The sequence below is a fragment of the Kitasatospora sp. NPDC098663 genome (assembly GCF_044760075.1).
Taxonomy (GTDB): Bacteria; Actinomycetota; Actinomycetes; order Streptomycetales; family Streptomycetaceae; genus Kitasatospora.
The window spans coordinates 1-18,275 of the sequence record NZ_JBIWAP010000026.1 but is presented as its reverse complement, the minus strand read 5'-3'; the positions used below and the strand labels follow the sequence as shown (position 1 = coordinate 18,275).

The window sequence follows — 18,275 nt, the reverse complement described above, 5'->3', positions numbered from 1 at the left end:
GCCCCGCGGCCTTCGTTCGCTCGTATCACCCGTTCGAGTGGCTCAGCCGACCGTCGGCGGTGGCGCCTCCATCCGGGCCACGGCCGCGGACGGGCGCCGCTGCGGCCCGGTGGCGTTCCGGTCGGCGTGGACCGGGATCAGGCCGAGTCCCCAGCCGCCGGCCGCGAGCAGCCCCAGCGCGGCGCCTTCGGCCAACTGTCCCCGGACCGTCGGCAGCCACCAGACCAGCCCTGCCGTCAGGATCACCAGGACCCGGCGGGCCGGCCACGGTATCAGTCGCCGCAGCCGTATTCGAGCCTCCGTGCACGCCGTCGCGGCTCTCCGCACGACCGCCCTCCTTCGCTCGACCCGGGCACCAGGAGCCCGGGAGTCGAGGCCGGGTTCAGGCGGCGACCACGTCCATCGCGGCGGCCTTGGGCGACATGTTCGCCCGGTCGGTGCCGGGGGCGGGCAGCGGAACCGGTTCGAGTACCGGCCTCAGCAGATCACCTTCGGAGAGGGTGGCCATCGCCGCAAGTTCGGCGAGCGACAGTTCGTCGCTGACCTCGCGCATGACCTCGGACATCCGGACGTCGAGCGCGTCGCAGATGGCGGAGAGCAGCTCCGAGGAGGCCTCCTTCTGTCCCCGCTCGACCTCGGAGAGGTAACCGAGCGAAACCCTGGCTGCCGCCGACACCTCGCGGAGTGTGCGGCCCTGGCGCTGGCGCTGCCGACGCAGTACATCGCCCAGTAGGCGACGAAGCAGGATCATCGGTGCCTCCCTCCTCGGACTGCGGATCGAGATGTCACGCCCCCACCGTACCGCCTTGCCCGCATCGCGTGCGGGGACCCTGGTCGTGTTCACTCTGGGCTGCAAGGCTGTCCCCCTCCTCGTTCCGGTGTCGTTCCCGGGTCCGCGGGCCCCTCGTGGTACCCGTCCTGGGCCGCCCGGTCACCGTCACGCAACTCGTTCGCCACCTGGTTTCTGCCCAACCAGGCCGTTGGATGTAACACGATCCTCCAGCTGTGCCATGCCCGCGGACCGGATCGGCGGATCTCGGTTCGGTGGAGATCGCCGCGATCGGGGCTCCACCACGCCTCCGCGGCGCCTCCACACGGGCTGCGGGACTCCCGGGTGCGGGCCCCGCGGGGTTCAGGTCGTGGGCGTAGCGGCCCGGAGCCGCCCGACGAACAGCTCCAGAGCGGCGGTCACCGCCCCGTGACGGATTCTGGCACGACCGCCCGACAGCCGGGGCGAACTGACCAGAGTTCCCTCCGGACCGGCGACCGCCAGGTGTACGGTGCCCACCGGCTGCCCGCCCTGCGGGTCCGGCCCGGCCACCCCGGTCGTCGCGATCCCGTACGTGGCCCCCAGCAGTCGGCGCACGCCCTCGGCCATCTGTCCCGCCACCACCGGGTGGACCGGCCCGTACACCGCCAGGAGCCCCTCGTCCACGCCGAGCACCGAGGCCTTCAGCTCGGTGGCGTACGCCGTGACCGAGCCCCGGAAGGTCGCGGACGCCCCGGGGACGTCGACCAGGGCGGCCGCGAGCAGCCCTCCGGTCAGCGACTCGGCGACGGCCAGCGTGCCGCCCCTGGCCCGCAGCGCCTCGTGCGCCCGTACCGCCAGCTCGTGCTCCGTCACCCGGTCTCCCCCGTCGCTCACCGGCCCGCGCGCTCCGCGGCCAGTCCCTCGCGGCGCATGCGCAGCGCCTGTCCGACGTAGTCCAGCGCGGTGCCGACGGTCAGCAGGACCGCCAGCGCCATCAGCACGGCCCGGGCGGTGGCCAGCCAACCGGTCAGCTCCAGGACGTACATGCCGACCGCGATGCCCTGGGTCAGCGTCTTGATCTTGCCGCCGCGGCTGGCCGGGATGACGCCGTAGCGGATCACCCAGAAACGCATCAGGGTGATGCCGAGTTCGCGGGCCAGGATCACCGCGGTGACCCACCAGGGCAGGTCGCCGAGCAGCGAGAGGCCGATCAGCGCCGAGCCCATGATCGCCTTGTCGGCGATCGGGTCGGCGATCTTCCCGAAGTCGGTGACCAGGCCCTTGCGCCGGGCCAGCTCGCCGTCGAACAGGTCGGTGATCATCGCGATGGCGAACGAGGCCCAGGCGACCGAGCGCCACTTGGGGTCGTGCCCGCCGTCGGCGAACAGCAGCGATACGAAGACCGGTACCAGCAGCAGCCGGAGCATCGTGAGCATGTTGGCGATGTTCCAGACAGCCGGCACCGGCGGCACCGCGGCCGACGGTCTGCCCGGATGGGCCGCGGCCGGGGCGCCGGGCCCCTTGGTCATGCCCCGGCTCCCGGGGCCTGACGGACCCGAACCGGCTCCAGCGCCTCGGCGATCAGGTCGACGCCCTCGCTGGCGACCACCTTGGCCCGGTGGAACTGGCCGATCTGCGGGTCCTCGACGCCGGTGAGGGTGGTCAGGCCGTCGGTCTCGGGGGCCTGGTGGGCGGCCCGGCCCTCGACCACGCCGTCCTCGACGGACTCGATCAGGACCTCGACCTCGGTGCCGACGCGCTGCTCGGCCCGCTGGGCGGTCATCTCCTCGGCCAGCCGGCTGAGCCGGTTCAGCCGGTCGGCGATCACGTCCTCGGACAGCTTGCCGTCGTAGGTCGCGGCCTCGGTGCCGTCCTCGTCGGAATAGCCGAAGACGCCGATCGCGTCCAGCCCGGCGTGCGTGACGAAGCGCTCCAGCTCGGCGAAGTCCGCCTCGGTCTCGCCGGGGAAGCCGACGATGAAGTTGGACCGGGCGCCGGCCTGCGGGGCCCGGTCGCGGATGGTCTTCAGCAGGTCCAGGAACTGGTCGGTGGAGCCGAAGCGGCGCATCCGGCGCAGCACTGCGGGCGCCGAGTGCTGGAAGGACAGGTCGAAGTAGGGCACCACGTCCGTGGTCCCGGTCATCGCGTCGATCAGCCCGGGGCGCATCTCGGCGGGCTGCAGGTAGGAGACCCGGACGCGCTCGACGCCCTCGATCGCGGAGATCTCGCCGAGCAGCGTCTCCAGCAGCCGGATGTCACCGAGGTCCTTGCCGTACGAGGTGTTGTTCTCGCTCACCAGGACGACCTCGCGCACGCCCTGCTCGGCCAGCCACTGGGCCTCGTGCAGCACGTCGGAGGGGCGGCGGGAGATGAAGGAGCCGCGGAACGCCGGGATGGCGCAGAAGGAGCACCGCCGGTCGCACCCGGAGGCGAGCTTGACCGAGGCGACCGGGTTGTCGTCGAGCCGCTTGCGCAGGGTGCGCGGGCCGGAGGCCGGGGCGAGGCCCTCGGGCAGGTCGGCGATCGGCTCGGCCGGGGTCTCGGCGGCGCCGTGGCCGGGCAGCGCGACGGCCTCGGCGGCGGACTGCCGCTCGGCCGGGCTGATCGGCAGCAGCTTGCGGCGGTCGCGCGGGAGGTGCGGGGCGTGGTGGCCGCCGGAGAGGATGGTCTGGAGGCGGTCGGAGATGTCGGAGTAGTCGTCGAAGCCGAGCACGCCGTCGGCCTCGGGCAGGGCGTCGGCGAGCTCCTTGCCGTAGCGCTCGGCCATGCAGCCGACCGCGACGACGGCCTGGGTGCGGCCGTGCCCCTTGAGGTCGTTGGCCTCCAGCAGGGCGTCCACGGAGTCCTTCTTGGCGGCCTCGACGAAGCCGCAGGTGTTGACGACCGCGACGTCCGCTTCGGCGGCGTCGTCGACGAGCAACCAGCCGTCGGCTTCCAGTCGCCCGGCGAGTTCCTCGGAGTCCACCTCGTTGCGGGCGCATCCGAGCGTGACAAGGGCGACAGTACGGCGTTCAGGCATAGGGCCAAGATTAACGCGCGGCCTCCGGTGCCGTTCGCCCCGGAGGCCGCGCGCCTCGGATTACCAGATCTTCGCCAGGCCGCAGGGCGCCTCTCCGAGGCCTCCGCAGGCCTGTGGTCAGCCCGCCTGCGGATCGCCGGGGGTGTACGTGACGTGCACCACCTGGCCGTCCTTGCCGAGGAGGCCGAGGTCCTTGCCGTTGACGTACGCGTGCACGGCCCCGCCGTTTCCGAGCACCAGCTTGATCTGCTTGGCGTCGGTGAAGGTCTGGTCCTGGCCGTCGCTGATGTTGTTCTGGAACAGCGACTTCCCGCTGCCGTCCACCGCGGACACCCAGCTGGTGCTGCCCTCGGCGACCAGCTTCACGGTGACCTTGTCCGCCGGGACGGCGGCGATCGCGGCCGCGCTCGGCACGGGCGCCGGCGGCTGCACGGTGGGCGAGGGCACGGAGGCGACCGAGCCGGTGCCGGAGCCGCTAGGCAGCGGCGCGCTCGCGGAGCCGGTGCCGGTGTGGCCGCCCTTGCCGCTGACCAGGTTGAAGCCGATCAGGACGACCACCACGACGATCGCGGCGACCATGGCCGCCGCCCAGTTCGGCCGGCCGCGGCCGGGCACCTTGATCGGGCCGCTGTCGATCAGCTGGGTCGGCCGCTTGGAGGCGGGCGAGCCGCCGTGCGCGGCGTCGTACCGGGCGACCAGGGCCTCGCCGTCGACGCCGACCTCGCGGGCGATCGCGCGGATGTGCCCGCGGGCGTAGAAGTCGCCGCCGCAGCGGCCGAAGTCGTCCTCCTCGATGGCATGGACGATCGGCACCCGGACCCGGGTCGCCGTACTCACCTGGTCCACCGTGAGCCCGGCCTCGATCCGGGCGGTGGACAGCACCCGGCCGATGCTCGGGGCATCGGCCGCCTGCACCGCGTCGTCGGTCGACTCGACGGACGACGGGGCGTTCTCGCGGTCGGGGGACTTGCCGATGGTCACGGGGCACGCCTTTCGAGCGGATGGCCACCTGCTGGGGAACAGTCTAGGGGCGCGGGCGGATCGTTTCTCAAGCGGAACAGGCCCGAATGCGCGCGCCCGCCCCCACCGGGGCCCGCACCACGCTGAACGGCCGTCAGCGGGCCCGCACGGGGGAACCCGGGGGTTCGCTTTCCGGCCTGTGACGCGGCGTACGGACGTTCGGTTCCCCTGCACGCGCCTACCCTCCTCCGAACGAGTGAACACCCGCCGCAGACGCGGGTCGTCAACCGCGCAGGCCGACCAGCACCCCGTCCAGTTCGTCCGGCTTCACCAGCACGTCGCGGGCCTTGGAACCCTCGCTCGGCCCGACGATCCCGCGCGACTCCATCAGGTCCATCAGCCGCCCCGCCTTGGCGAAGCCGACCCGGAGCTTGCGCTGGAGCATCGAGGTCGAGCCGAACTGGGTGGAGACCACCAGCTCGGCCGCCTGGATCAGCAGGTCCAGGTCGTCGCCGATCTCCTCGTCGATCTCCTTCTTGGCCCCGCCGCCGACCGTCACGTCGTCCCGGTAGACGGCGGTCAGCTGGTCCTTGCAGTGCTGCACCACCGCGGCGATCTCCGCCTCGGTGACGAACGCGCCCTGGAGGCGGATCGGCTTGCCGGCGCCCATCGGCAGGAACAGCGCGTCGCCCTTGCCGATCAGCTTCTCCGCGCCGGGCTGGTCCAGGATGACCCGGGAGTCGGCCATCGCGGAGGTCGCGAAGGCCAGCCGGGACGGCACGTTGGCCTTGATCAGACCGGTGACCACGTCCACCGAGGGCCGCTGGGTCGCCAGCACCAGGTGGATGCCGGCCGCGCGGGCCAGCTGGGTGATCCGGACCACCGAGTCCTCGACGTCGCGCGGCGCCACCATCATCAGGTCGGCCAGCTCGTCGACGATCACCAGCAGGTACGGGTACGGGGTCAGCTCGCGCTCGCTGCCCGGCGGCGGGGTGACCGTGCCGGCCTTCACCGCCGCGTTGAAGTCGTCCACGTGCCGGAAGCCGAACGCCGCGAGGTCGTCGTAGCGCAGGTCCATCTCGCGGACCACCCACTGGAGGGCCTCGGCGGCCTTCTTCGGGTTGGTGATGATCGGCGTGATCAGGTGCGGGATGCCCTCGTACGCGGTCAGTTCGACCCGCTTGGGGTCGACCAGCACCATCCGCACCTCGTCCGGGGTGGCCCGGGCCAGGATCGAGGTGATCAGGCAGTTGATGCAGGACGACTTGCCCGCGCCGGTCGCGCCGGCCACCAGGATGTGCGGCATCTTGGCGAGGTTGGCCATCACGGTCTGGCCCTCGACGTCCTTGCCCATGCCGACGACCATCGGGTGGGTGTCCTCGGCGGCCGTGCGCGAGCGCAGCAGGTCGCCGAGGTTGACCATCTCGCGGTCCCGGTTGGGGATCTCGATGCCGACCGCGGACTTGCCCGGGATCGGGCTGATGATCCGCACGTCGGCGCTGGCCACCGCGTACGCGATGTTCTTGGCGAGCGCGGTGATCCGCTCCACCTTGACGGCCGGGCCGAGCTCGACCTCGTAGCGGGTCACCGTCGGGCCCCGGGTGAAACCGGTGACCCTGGCGTCCACCTTGAACTCGGTGAAGGTGCTGCTGAGCTGGGCCACCACCTCGTCGTTGAGGGCGCTGCGGGCCTTGGCCGGGCCGCCGCGCTCCAGCAGGTCGAGCGGGGGCAGTGCGTAGGTGACGTCGCCGGCCAGCTGGAGCTGCTCCATCCGCACCGGCGCCGGGCCGTGCTCCTCGGGCGCGCCCGGGCCCGCGCTGCGGGCGGCCGGGACGGCGGCCTCCTCCGGCGGGGCGGTGCGGTCCTGCACCTGGTGCATCATGTTCGCCACCGCCGAGGAGGCGGGCACCCCGTAGACGAGTGCCCCGTCCAGGTCGGCGGCGGCGCCGGCGGCGAGGTCGCGGGTGGCGTACGGGTCCAGCGGCTCCTTGTCCAGGGACACCCGGACGGCGTCGGGCTGGTCCTCGTCGTCCGCCGGCTTGCGGCGGCGGCGCCGACGACGGGCGGCCACCTCGTCGCCCGGGTCCTCGCTGCCCACGGTGAACGGCAGCGCGGAGGGGTCCGCATCCTCGGGCGGCTCGGTGGACAGGTCGCGCTCCGGCGTACGCCCCTCGCGCAGCTCGTCCTCCGGCCCGGGCTCCACCACGCCGAGCCGCACGCCGGCCGACCGCAGCCGCTCGGGGATGCGGTTGACCGGGGTGGCGGTGACCACCAGCAGGCCGAAGAAGGACAGCAGCAGGAGCAGCGGCACGGCCAGCGCCGGCCCGGCGGCGGCCATCATCGGGGTGGACACGGCCCAGCCGATGATCCCGCCGGCCGCCCGTATCCGCGAGGCGCCGCTGCCCATCATGGGCGCGCCGCAGCCGATGTGCACCAGGCCGAGGACGCCGACCAGCAGCGCGCTCAGGCCGATCATGATCCGGCCGTTGGCCTCCGGCAGCTCCGGGTGGCGCCAGAGCCGGACCGCGATCCCGGCCAGCAGGAACGGCACCAGCACGTCGAGCCGCCCGAACAGCCCGGACACCACGGCGGTGGCCGCCTCGCCCAGCCAGCCCTGCGGGCTGAACCAGGTGCCCGCGGCGGTCACCAGCGCGAGTGCGAACAGCAGCAGGCCCAGCCCGTCCTTGCGGTGGGCGGGGTGGAGGTTCTTGGCCCCGTCGCCGAAGCCCCGGAAGATCGCGGCGATGCTGTTCGCCACGCCGAGCCAGACGGCCCGGACGGCCCGGAAGAGTATCGGCTTGGGCGGCGGCGGGGACGGCGGGGCCGGTTTGGCCGCCGCCTTCTTCGCCGGGGCCGCCTTCTTGGCCGCCGCCTTCTTCGCGGGCGGCTTGCCCGGGGCCTTCGCCGCGGCCTTCTTGGACGGTCCCGGACTCGGGTTGCGTGCCGCGCTTCCGGGCGTACGAGTGGCCATGGGTCAGCAGCCTACCGGGGTGGGCCACCAGTGCACATGTGCTCGAGCCGGGGCTCGGGGACGTGTCGCAGACACACCGTCACGCTGACCCGGTTTCACCCGGCCGCGCCAGAAATTCACCCGCAGGAGTGAACCCCGGCGATCGGTTACGCGGTTCCCGGCCGGAGCGCGTCCAGGGCCCGGCGCAGCCCCGCCAGCTTGCGCTCCAGGTGCGCCGCGGTGGCCGACACCCCGGCGTCCTCGACGCCGCCCAGCTGCTTGCCCAGCGCCTCCGCCTGCTCCTCGACCGCCGCCAGCCGCGCGGACAGCTCACCCAGCAGCGCCCCGCCGAGGGGCGGCTCGCCGCCGCCCGCCTCCAGCTGCAGCCGCAGCAGCGCGGCCTGCTCCTTCAGCTGGCAGTTCTTCACGTACAGGTCGACGAAGACCGAGACCTTGGCGCGCAGCACCCACGGGTCGAAGGGCTTGGAGATGTAGTCCACGGCCCCGGCCGCGTAGCCGCGGAAGGTGTGGTGCGGGCCGTGGTTGATCGCGGTCAGGAAGATGATCGGGATGTCCCGGGTGCGCTCGCGGCGCTTGATGTGGGCGGCCGTCTCGAAGCCGTCCATCCCGGGCATCTGGACGTCCAGCAGGATCACCGCGAAGTCGTCGGTGAGCAGCGCCTTGAGCGCCTCCTCGCCGGAGACGGCGCGCACCAGCGTCTGGTCCAGCGCGGAGAGGATCGCCTCCAGCGCCAGCAGGTTCTCCGGTCGGTCGTCGACCAGGAGGATCTTCGCCTTCTGCATCAGGGCTCGCCCTCCTGTCGCCTGCCTGCCGCCCGGTGATGGCACTCGCGTACTGCCCACCGCTACCCCGGTCATGCTAGCCGCACCCCCTCGCCCGGCACATCGCTCCGTCGTGACCCGATCCGGAGCGGCGCGCGGCCAGTGCTCCGGCGCACGCTCAGCAGCGTGTCGCCGTACGGTCACTGTTCGCAACGATCGGTGACCCTACCCGGTTCCCGGGCCCGACCGCCAGCAAACCGGCCCACCGGACGGCGCGAACTCCGGAGCCCGCCCCGGAGTTCACGCCCTCCCCCGGCGCTACGCGCGGTCCGCCCGCAACCACTCGCGCATCACCGCCAGCAGGTGGTCGGTCTCCACCGGCTTGGTGATGTGGTCGGTGGCCCCCGCCTCCAGCGACTTTTCGCGGTCGCCCTTCATCGCCTTGGCGGTCAGCGCGATGATCGGCAGGCCGGCGAACTGGGGCATCCGGCGGATCGCCTCGGTGGTCGCGTAGCCGTCCATCTCCGGCATCATGATGTCCATCAGGACCAGCGCCACGTTCTCGTGCTGCTCCAGCATCTCGATGCCCTCGCGCCCGTTCTCGGCGTACAGGACGGCCAGGCCGTGCTGTTCCAGCACGCTGGTGAGGGCGAACACGTTACGGACGTCGTCGTCCACGATCAGCACCTGCTGGCCGTCGAAGCGCACGTCGCTGCGGCTGGGGCGGGGCGGCGCGGGCTCCACCGGGCGGGCCCCGGCGGCAACGTCCAGGGCGGCGCTGCGCCGGCGCTCCACCGCGCCGCGGCGGCGCTCCTCGGCCAGCTCGCGGACCTCCTGGGCCCAGTGGTCGGCCGGGTTCTCGCCGACCGGCACGGGCACCCCGATCGGGGTCACGCCGACGGAGGCGCGCAGCGCCGGGACACTCGACACGACCGGGCGCTCGACCTGGGTCGCGCCCGGGGCCTCGGTGCGCAGCGGCAGGTAGAGCGTGAACGTGGAGCCCTTGCCCAGCTCGCTCTCGGCGTGGATCTCGCCGCCCAGCAGCCGCGCGATCTCGCGGCTGATCGACAGGCCGAGCCCGGTGCCGCCGTACTTGCGGCTGGTGGTGCCGTCGGCCTGCTTGAACGCCTCGAAGATCTCCCGCAGCTTGTTGCCGGGGATGCCGATGCCGGTGTCGGAGACCGCGAAGGCGATCAGCTCGTCGTCCGGGTCCTTGATCGAGCCGGACTCCAGCAGCCGCTCGCGCACGTGCTGCGGGACCTCCGCACCGGCCGGGGAGATCGAGAAGTCGACGGCGCCGGCGTCGGTGAACTTGACGGCGTTGGAGATCAGGTTGCGCAGCACCTGCTGGAGCCGCTGCTCGTCGGTGTGCAGGGTGACCGGCAGGGCGGGCGAGACCCGGACGGCGAAGTCCAGGTTCTTGTCCAGCGCGACCGGCTGGAAGGTGGCCTCGACGTAGTCGACGAGCTGGACCAGGGCGATCCGGGCCGGGCGGACGTCCATCTTGCCGGCCTCGACCTTGGAGAGGTCGAGGATGTCGTTGATCAGCTGGAGCAGGTCGGAGCCGGCGCCGTGGATGGTGTCGGCGAACTCGACCTGCTTGGGCGAGAGGTTGCCCTCGTTGTTGTCGGAGAGCAGCTTGGCCAGGATCAGCAGCGAGTTGAGCGGGGTGCGCAGCTCGTGCGACATGTTGGCGAGGAACTCGCTCTTGTACCGGGAGGCCAGGGCGAGCTGCTCGGCGCGCTCCTCCAGGACCTGCCGTGCCTCCTCGATCTCGCTGTTCTTGATCTCGATGTCGCGGTTCTGCTGGGCGAGTTGCTCGGCCTTCTCCTGCAACTCCTCGTTGGTGCGCTCCAGTTCCTCCTGGCGTGCCTCCAACTCGGCGGATCGCATCGAGAGTTCGGCGGTGAGCCGCTGGGACTCCAGCAGCAGGCCCTCGGTCTTGGTGTTGACGCTGATGGTGTTGACGGTGACGCCGATCAGGTCCGCGATCTGGTTGAGGAAGTCCAGCGCGACGGTGGTGAAGGAGCTGAAGGTGGCCAGCTCGATCACGCCCAGCAGCCGGCCCTCGAACAGCACCGGCAGCACCACGATGTGGGCCGGCGAGGCCTCGCCGAGGCCGGAGGCGATCTTGAGGTATCCGGGCGGCGCCTCCTTGAGGATGATCGCCCGCTTCTCCACCGCGGCCTGCCCGATCAGCGACTCGCCGGGCCGGAAGGTGGTCGGCATCGCGCGCCGCTGGTAGCCGTAACTGCCGATCAGCCGCAGGACGGTGTCGTTCTCGTCGTCGTCCTCGGTGATCAGTTCGGCGGTGCGGCCGGCCGGCTGGGCGAGGAAGAAGGCGCCGTGCTGGGCGGAGACCACCGGGGTCAGCTCGGTCATGATCAGCGAGGCGACGGCCTCCAGGTCCCGGCGGCCCTGGAGCAGGCCGGAGATCCGGGCCAGGTTGGTCTTGAGCCAGTCCTGCTCCTGGTTGGTGCGGGTGGTCTCGCGCAGGTTGGCGATCATCTGGTTGATGTTGTCCTTGAGCTCGTCGAGCTCCCCCGCGGCGTCCACGTCGATCCGCAGGCTCAGGTCGCCCCTGGTCACGGCGGTGGCGACCTGGGCGATCGCGCGCACCTGCCGGGTCAGGTTGTTGGCCAGTTCGTTCACCGATTCGGTGAGGTCCTGCCAGGTGCCGTCCACGCCGGGCACCCGGGCCTGACCGCCGAGCCGCCCGTCGGTGCCCACCTCGCGGGCGACCCGGGTCACCTCGTCGGCGAACGCCGACAGCTGGTCGACCATGGTGTTGATGCTGGTCTTGAGCTGGAGGATCTCGCCGCGGGCGTCGACGTCGATCTTCTGCGAGAGGTCGCCGCGGGCCACCGCCGTGATCACCAGCGCGATGTTGCGGACCTGGCCGGTCAGGTTGTTGGCCATCAGGTTGACGTTGTCGGTCAGGTCCTTCCAGATGCCGGCCACGCCCGGCACGCTCGCCTGACCGCCCAGGGTGCCGTCGGTGCCGACCTCGCGGGCCACCCTGGTCACCTCCACCGCGAAGGAGGAGAGCTGGTCGACCATGGTGTTCAAGGTCCCGGCGAGGGCGGCGACCTCGCCCTGCGCCTCGATGGTGATCTTCTTGGACAGGTCGCCGCGGGCCACCGCGGTGGCGACCTCGGCGATGTTGCGGACCTGCCCGGTCAGGTTGGACGCCATGAAGTTGACGTTGTCGGTCAGGTCCTTCCAGATCCCCGACACCCCGCGCACCCGTGCCTGGCCGCCCAGGATTCCCTCGGTGCCCACCTCGCGGGCGACCCGGGTCACCTCGTCGGCGAACGCCGACAGCTGGTCGACCATGGTGTTGACGGTCGTCACCAGCTCCAGGATCTCGCCCCTGGCGTCGACGGTGATCTTCTTCGACACGTCGCCGCGGGCCACCGCCGTGGTCACCTCGGCGATGTTGCGGACCTGGCTGGTCAGGTTGTTCGCCATCAGGTTGACGCTGTTCGTCAGGTCCTTCCACGTCCCGGACACCCCGGGCACGCTCGCCTGACCGCCGAGGATGCCCTCGGTGCCGACGTCCCGGGCCACCCTGGTGACCTCGTCGGCGAAGGCGCCCAGCTGATCCACCATCGTGTTGATGGTGTTCTTCAGCTCCAGGATCTCCCCGCGCGCGTCCACCTGGATCTTCTGCGACAGGTCGCCCTTGGCGACCGCGGTCGTCACCTGCGCGATGTTGCGTACCTGATCGGTGAGGTTGTTCGCCATGAAGTTGACGTTGTCGGTCAGGTCGCGCCAGACTCCGGCCGCCCCGGGCACCTGCGCCTGACCGCCGAGCCGCCCCTCGGTGCCCACCTGGCGGGCCACCCTGGTCACCTGCTCGGCGAAGCCGGAGAGCTGGTCGACCATCGTGTTGATGGTGTTCTTCAGCTCCAGCATCTCGCCGCGCGCGTCCACCTCGATCTTCTGCGAGAGGTCCCCGCGCGCCACCGCCGTGGTCACCTGGGCGATGTTGCGCACCTGGCCGGTCAGGTTGTCGGCCATGAAGTTCACCGAGTCGGTCAGGTCCCGCCAGACCCCGGCCACGCCCGGCACCTGCGCCTGACCGCCGAGCCGGCCCTCGGTGCCCACGTCCCTGGCCACCCCGGTGACCTGGGCGGCGAACCCGTTCAGCTGGTCCACCATCGTGTTGACGGTGTTCTTCAGCTCCAGCATCTCGCCGGCCACCTCGACGGTGACCTTGCGGGACAGGTCGCCCTTGGCCACCGCGGTGGTCACCTGGGCGATGTTGCGCACCTGCGCGGTCAGCCGGCCGGCCATGGTGTTGACCGAATCCGCCAGGTCCTTCCAACTGCCGGACACGCTGCGGACCTTGGCCTGGCCGCCCAGCTTGCCCTCGGTGCCCACCTCGCGGGCCACCCGGGTCACCTCGTCGGTGAACTCCGAGAGCTGGTCCACCAGCCCGTTGACGGTCCGGCCGATCTTCAGGTACTCGCCGCGCAGCGGGTGGCTCACCCCGTTGCTGTGCAGCGAGCGCAGCTCCATCTTCTGGTCCAGGTCGCCCTCGGCAATCGAGGAGAGCACCCGGCCCACCTCGGCCATCGGACGGGCCAGATCGTCGATCAGCGCGTTGCAGTTGTCGACGGCCGCCATCCAGGCGCCCTCGCCCGCGCCGGTCTCCAGCCGCTCGTTCAGCCGGCCCTCGCGGCCCACCGCCCGACGTACCCGGGCCAGTTCACCGGTCAGGTGCTGGTTGCGCTCGGCGACCTCGTTGAACACCGCGGCGATCTCCGCCAGCGGCCCGTCCCCCGGAACCGTCAGCCGGCGGCGGAAGTTGCCGTCCCGCATCGCGGTCAGCGCGGCCAACAGCTTCCGCAGTTCGGCCGGCTCCGCCCCCCGGTTGTGGCTCACTCGCCGGCCGGCCGCGTTCCGCGGCGCGGTCCCGGACCGCCCACCGCGCGGAACGGGCGGCGTCGTACCGGTTGCGTCCTTGGTGGCCGAACTCAACGGGCCCCTCCCACATCGTGAACTTTCCCGGTGACCGTCCGTGCCGGTACGGCACGCACCGGGGCACCGGCCCGGTCGGGCTGCGTACCGGCGCCCCACGCGGCACACCGGCACCCGCATCGACCGTACTGCTCCGACCGGCCGTCGCGGACCCCCCAGTCTGGCAGCACCGGCGCCGGGTATACGGCCGGTTGCGCCCGGTTGGTAGCCGACCGTCCGAAACAGGTGGGCAGAATCACTCTCAGGTGCCTGTTTCAACGCCCCGCCCCCACGGGGAACCAAGCGGAAAGTAGGGTGGAGCGCTGCACCGGGCCATGACCCGACCCAGCGCCGCCACCCCGGCGGCACGCACCGGGAGTCGGCGCCACGCCCCGGACAGCCAAGGCCAGAGCAGCAGAGGAGAAGTGGCAACGTGGTCACCGCGCGCGCAGCCGCCACCTTCGACCCCGACGGCCGGTCCGCGGCCGCCGCCCGGGGCTTCGTACGGGACGCGCTGCTCGGCTGGGGTCTGCCCGAAGTCGTCGACGACGCCGTCGTCCTGGTCAGCGAACTGGTCACCAACGCCGTCGTCCACGCCGGCACCGCCGCCGAGGTGTGCTGCCTGCGCGAGGAGGGCACCGTCCGGATCGAAGTCACCGACCACCACCCCGAACGCGGCCTGCCCTCCCTCGGCGACGGCCCCGTCACCTCCTCCGACCGCTATGCCGACCCCGACGGCGAGGGCGGCCGCGGCCTGCTGATGTGCTCCGCCCTCGCCGAGCGCTGGGGCGTCGAGTACGCGGCCGGGCGCAAGACCGTCTGGTTCCGGCTCGCCCTGCCCGCCCCCGTGGCCGGCACCCGCTACGCCGTCCCCGCGACCCCCGGCAGCGACCTCCCCAGCGGTCCCGGCCCGGTGCACGTCGCCGTCGTCCAGCTCGACGAGGACGGCCGCGTCCTCGCCTGGAACCCGGACGCCGAGGCGCTCTTCCAGTACTCCGCCGCCACCGTCCTCGGCCGCCCCTGGGCCGACCTCGCCGTCTGGCCGCAGTCCGCCGCCCGCGGCCTCGGCCTCGCCGACACCCTGCGGCTGGCCCGCTGGGAGGGCGGCTACGGCGTCCGCCGCGCGGACGGCCACGAGGTCGAGGTGTACGGCGTCCAGGTCCGCGTACGCGACACCGAGGGCGTCCCCTCCACCCTCTGCCTGCTCGTCCTCGAACCCGACCGCGCGGTGCTCCGCTCCCCCGCCCGCACCCTGCCCGGCGAGCGCTCCGACCCGACCGGCCCCCGGCTCGACCTGCTGGCCGGCCCGGTCGCCACCGACGACCTCGACACCCTGCTCCAGCGCACCGTCGAACGCGCCCGCGACCTGCTCGACGCCGACGCCGCGTACCTGCTGCTGACCACCGACGACGAGACCGAGTTCGAGGTCCGCGCCGCCACCGGCTTCACCTCCGGACACCGCCGGCGCACCCGCTTCCCGGTCGACACCGGCAGCCGCTACGACTCCGCCCGGCTGCCCTCCGTCCACGAGGACCTCACCACCCGCCCGACCGGCCTGCCCCTGCTCACCGGCAGCGGCATGCGCTCCCTGGTCACCGTCCCGCTCAAGGTCGAGGGCCGGCTGATCGGCTCGCTCGGCATCGCCACCGCCGCGCCCGGCCGTTACGACAACGAGGACGCGCTGCGGCTCCAGTTCGCCGCCGACCGGGTCGCCCTCGCCGTCGAGAGCACCCGGCTGACCGAGCTCGAACGACTCCGCCGGGGCTCGCTGTCCTTCCTCGTCGAGGCCTCCGACCTGCTCGCCGGCACCCTCGAACACGAGCAGACCCTCGCCCTGATGGCCCAGATGGCCGTCCCCACCCTCGCCTCCTGGTGCGCCGTCTACACCAAGGGCGACCACGGCGCCGCGGCAGGCCTCGCCTTCGTCCTGCACGAGGACGAGGACCGGATCGACCCGCTGCGCGACCTCCTCGACAAGACCCCGGCCCCCGACGCCGGCCCGACCCACGGCGTCCGCTTCTGGTCGGCGCCCGCCGAGACCGCCGCCGCCGGCGGCCTCACCGACAGCCCCGAACTCGCCGGACTGCTCGGCGAGACCGTCGTCCTGCCGCTGACCGCCCGCAACCGGGTCATCGGCCTGCTCGCGCTCGGCGTCCCGGCCGGTATCCGGTTCCGCCAGGAGATCCTCGAACTCGCCGAGGACCTCTCCCGCCGGGCCGCCCTCGCACTCGACAACTCCCGCCTCTACTCCGAGCGCACCGCCACCAGCCAGGCCCTGCAACGCAGCCTGCTGCCGCCGGACCTGCCCGAGATCCCGGGCGTCGAGGTCGACGTCTACTACCAGGCCGCCGGCGAGGGCAACGAGGTCGGCGGCGACTTCTACGACCTGTTCACCATCCGCGAGGGCACCTACGGCTTCGCCATCGGCGACGTCTGCGGCACCGGCCCCGAGGCCGCCTCGGTCACCGGCCTCGCCCGGCACTCGCTGCGTCTGCTCGCCCGCGAGGGCCTGGACGCACCGCAGGTGCTCCGCCGCCTCAACGCGGCCATCCTGGACGAGGGTTCGCGCAGCCGCTTCCTCACCCTGCTGTACGGCGAGCTGACGCCCCGCCCGGACGGCAGCATCGAACTGTCCCTGGTCTGCGCCGGCCACCCGCTGCCGCTCCGGCTGAGCACCGACGGCCAGGTCGACCGGGCCGCCACCCCGCAGCCGCTGCTCGGCGTCATGGAAGACCTCGACCTCACCGCCGAGCGCCTGGTGCTCTCCCCCGGCGAGGTCCTGCTGTGCGTCACCGACGGCGTCACCGAACGCCGCGAGGGCAGCCGGATGCTGGGCGACGACGGCCTCGCCGAGGTGCTCACGGGCTGTACCGGCCTCACCGCCGGGGCGGTCGCGATGCGGGTGCAGCGCGCCGTCGAGCGCTTCGCCCCGGAACCGCCGTCCGACGACATGGCCATCCTGACCCTGCGGGTGCCGACCCAGCGCACCTCGTGAGCCGACGCCGCCCCTCGGTCAGCCCCCGGCGTCCCGGTCGGCCCTGAGCGTTCGATAACTGACATCGTCACAAATTGTTATATTCACAAGGGTACAAGCAAGTACGGCCGGGTACACCGATCTCACCGGGGAATCCCCCGGCGGGGACAGGACCGGCGGCTCTCCCGTCGGCCCATCACTTCTGACCGCAGCCCGCGCACGCTCCAGCCGTGCGCCCTCGGCGCGGTCGCGCGCATCCACCTCATCGGACGACACCACTGCGTTGACTGCGCCCTGCGCGCGCCCAAAGTGAAAGGAGCCTCCGGTGAGCAACGAAGCTACCGGGGCAACGAACGCCCGCTCCACCGGAGCCGACGCGGGTAACCTCGGCTACCTCGCACTCGGCCTCACACTGCTCGCCTACGGCCTGCTCTCCACCGGCGTCTTCAGCGGCACCGGGGTCGGGGACGCGGCACACCTCGCCCACCTGGTCGGCGGAGTCACCCTCTTCATCGCGGGCCTGTGGCAGCTCCGCGGCGGCGAGGGCTTCACCGGAACGGCCTTCACCAGCCTCGGCGCCTTCTGGGCGACCTGGTCGACGGCCGGCGGGGCCGGCAAGAACGCCGCCGGCCTGTTCCTCCTCCTCTGGGCCCTGCTCGCCCTCACCCTGACCGCCGCCAGCTGGGGCGCGGGCCTGTTCAGCCGCGCCGTCTACGGCCTGCTCACGCTGTCCCTGCTGCTGAACGCCATCGCCGCCTTCGGCGGCTACAGCGGCCTCGCCAAGTTCGCCGGCTGGGTCGCGGCCGTCTCCGGGCTCACCGCCTGGTACTGGGCCACCTCCGCCCTCAGCAACGGATCCTGGGGCCGGCTCGCCCTGCCGGTCAAGTGACCCGCAGCGGCTGATCCGCCGCGGCGCGCCGGGGTCGGACCTCCGTGTCGACGGAGGTCCGACCCCGGCGACGTGCCACCAGGGCCTGGGCGGCGTAAGCGAACAGCAGGATCACGACGGCGACGATGCCGTCCGCCCAGAAGTGGTTCGCGGTCACCACGACCACCGCGACGGTCAGCACCGGGTGCAGCACCATCACCCACCGCAGCGGGCTCCGCGAGACCCGCACCACCGCGACCGCCGCCAGCACGCACCACGCGACGTGCACCGACGGCATCGCGGACAGCTGGTCGGCCACCACCACACCGCCCACCGCGCCCCCGTACACCGACTGCCCGTACTCGGCAGCCACGTCGACGAACCCGTGCTGCGGCAGCATCCGGGGCGGCGCCACCGGGATGAACTGCACCAGCAGACAGGCCGCCGTGGTGATCACCACCGTGTTCCGCACCCACGCGTACCGCTCCCGGTGCCGCACGAACACCCAGAGCAGCACCGCCAGCATCACCGCGAAGTGCATTGCCGCGTAGTAGTAGTTCGCGAGCCTCACCAGTACCGGGTACGGCGTGACGGCCGCCTGCCAGGACGCCTCGTCCGGTAGACCGATCGCCGACTCGGTGCGGTGGATCCAATCCGCCCGGTCCAGCGCGTGGTCCCCGCTCATCACCGAGAGGTGACCCACCAGCTGCCAGAGCGCGAACAGCGCCAGCAGCGTGCCGGCCTCCCGCAGCAATGCCGACAAGGACGGCTTCCGGACCCTGGCGGCGGCGTACGCCCCGCCGTAGAGAGCGACCGCGGCGCCCCCGGCGGACTGCCAGGTAAGGGTCAGGTTCTGCAACGGGATCGCGCCTCTCCGACAAACTCTGGTTCGTGTGTTGGCAGAGGTTAACGCAAAAAGACCCCCTCCCGGACGGGAGGGGGTCTTTTCGGAATAATTGTTCGGCGGCGTCCTACTCTCCCACAGGGTCCCCCCTGCAGTACCATC

General features: G+C 72.2%; 12 protein-coding genes. 2 read left to right on the top strand and 10 right to left on the bottom strand.

Annotated features, from left to right (window positions below; genetic code table 11):
• Positions 1–42: 42 nt before the first annotated feature.
• From ACIQVZ_RS26235 to ACIQVZ_RS26195, 9 genes are all read right to left on the bottom strand, one after another.
• A complete protein-coding gene (locus ACIQVZ_RS26235; RefSeq protein WP_402453234.1) occupies positions 43–327 on the bottom strand; it encodes a hypothetical protein in 285 nt (94 codons plus the stop codon).
• 55 nt (positions 328–382) lie between these two features.
• Positions 383–751 (bottom strand): helix-turn-helix domain-containing protein, encoded by a 369-nt coding sequence (locus ACIQVZ_RS26230; protein WP_049660741.1) that lies wholly within the window; start codon positions 749–751, stop codon positions 383–385.
• 381 nt (positions 752–1,132) lie between these two features.
• Entirely contained in the window at positions 1,133–1,609 is a 477-nt protein-coding gene (locus ACIQVZ_RS26225) for a CinA family protein (RefSeq protein WP_402453292.1), read from the bottom strand.
• A 32-nt stretch (positions 1,610–1,641) separates the two neighbouring features.
• Entirely contained in the window at positions 1,642–2,280 is a 639-nt protein-coding gene (gene pgsA / locus ACIQVZ_RS26220; protein ID WP_350880205.1) for a CDP-diacylglycerol--glycerol-3-phosphate 3-phosphatidyltransferase, read from the bottom strand.
• The gene (gene rimO, locus ACIQVZ_RS26215; RefSeq protein ID WP_350880207.1) at positions 2,277–3,770 is read right to left on the bottom strand and encodes a 30S ribosomal protein S12 methylthiotransferase RimO; all 1,494 of its coding nucleotides are present in this window, start codon (positions 3,768–3,770) and stop codon (positions 2,277–2,279) included. Before rimO ends, pgsA begins: the two co-directional genes overlap by 4 nt.
• A 117-nt stretch (positions 3,771–3,887) precedes the next feature.
• Positions 3,888–4,751: a helix-turn-helix domain-containing protein gene (locus ACIQVZ_RS26210; protein ID WP_350880209.1), complete on the bottom strand. Its 864-nt coding sequence runs from the start codon at positions 4,749–4,751 to the stop codon at positions 3,888–3,890.
• A gap of 262 nt (positions 4,752–5,013) precedes the next feature.
• Entirely contained in the window at positions 5,014–7,701 is a 2,688-nt protein-coding gene (locus ACIQVZ_RS26205) for a DNA translocase FtsK (protein ID WP_350880211.1), read from the bottom strand.
• Between the two features lie 146 nt (positions 7,702–7,847).
• Positions 7,848–8,486 carry a response regulator gene (locus tag ACIQVZ_RS26200; protein ID WP_350880240.1) on the bottom strand — a complete coding sequence of 213 codons (639 nt, stop codon included), beginning with the start codon at positions 8,484–8,486 and terminating at the stop codon, positions 7,848–7,850.
• 294 nt (positions 8,487–8,780) lie between these two features.
• Positions 8,781–13,289, bottom strand: coding sequence for a HAMP domain-containing protein (locus ACIQVZ_RS26195; RefSeq protein WP_402453290.1), 4,509 nt, complete (start codon positions 13,287–13,289; stop codon positions 8,781–8,783).
• A gap of 571 nt (positions 13,290–13,860) precedes the next feature.
• Between ACIQVZ_RS26195 and ACIQVZ_RS26190 the strand changes: the two genes are divergently transcribed.
• Both ACIQVZ_RS26190 and ACIQVZ_RS26185 read left to right on the top strand, forming a co-directional pair.
• Entirely contained in the window at positions 13,861–16,422 is a 2,562-nt protein-coding gene (locus ACIQVZ_RS26190; RefSeq protein ID WP_350880215.1) for a SpoIIE family protein phosphatase, read from the top strand.
• 304 nt (positions 16,423–16,726) lie between these two features.
• Positions 16,727–17,290, top strand: a complete 564-nt coding sequence (locus tag ACIQVZ_RS26185) for an acetate uptake transporter (RefSeq protein WP_402453233.1) — start codon at positions 16,727–16,729, stop codon at positions 17,288–17,290.
• Here ACIQVZ_RS26185 and ACIQVZ_RS26180 read toward each other — a convergent pair.
• Positions 17,283–18,128: a phosphatase PAP2 family protein gene (locus ACIQVZ_RS26180; protein WP_402453232.1), complete on the bottom strand. Its 846-nt coding sequence runs from the start codon at positions 18,126–18,128 to the stop codon at positions 17,283–17,285. The two genes, ACIQVZ_RS26185 and ACIQVZ_RS26180, sit on opposite strands and share 8 nt — an antisense overlap.
• Between the last annotated feature and the right edge of the window lie 147 nt (positions 18,129–18,275).

Excerpts from the sequence above, each read along its gene's own strand:
- pgsA (WP_350880205.1), bottom strand. The coding sequence starts at position 2,280 with ATGACCAAGGGGCCCGGCGCCCCGGCCGCGGCCCATCCGGGCAGACCG.
- ACIQVZ_RS26195 (WP_402453290.1), bottom strand. The coding sequence starts at position 13,289 with ATGCGGGACGGCAACTTCCGCCGCCGGCTGACGGTTCCGGGGGACGGG.
- rimO (WP_350880207.1), bottom strand. The coding sequence starts at position 3,770 with ATGCCTGAACGCCGTACTGTCGCCCTTGTCACGCTCGGATGCGCCCGC.
- ACIQVZ_RS26205 (WP_350880211.1), bottom strand. The coding sequence starts at position 7,701 with ATGGCCACTCGTACGCCCGGAAGCGCGGCACGCAACCCGAGTCCGGGA.
- ACIQVZ_RS26230 (WP_049660741.1), bottom strand. The coding sequence starts at position 751 with ATGATCCTGCTTCGTCGCCTACTGGGCGATGTACTGCGTCGGCAGCGC.